The sequence below is a fragment of the Oleiphilus sp. HI0123 genome (assembly GCF_001635315.1).
Genome location: NZ_LWGE01000556.1, coordinates 1 through 218, shown reverse-complemented (window position 1 = coordinate 218; position 218 = coordinate 1). Strand labels below are relative to the sequence as shown.

General features: G+C 49.5%; 1 pseudogene. It reads left to right on the top strand.

Features of this window, described 5'->3' with window-relative positions:
* Positions 1-218: pseudogene (locus A3761_RS27020) on the top strand (hypothetical protein); the annotation flags it as partial.

The window sequence follows — 218 nt, the reverse complement described above, 5'->3', positions numbered from 1 at the left end:
CTTGAGGCTCGGTTTTGTTTTTGCGGGCCAAACGCTTTTGCATGAGATGAAGGCTTTCATTGGTGTTTGGGATGTCAATGGGCCTGCCCAAGAAATAGCGACTCGAGCGTTTCTTGATGCGCAATGGCAAGCTGACGCGCGCCAGCGATACCTCGACTTGTCTCGAGATAACCAAAAGCTGTGGCAAGGTTTATTTATTCAATTGCGAGAACAAGGGG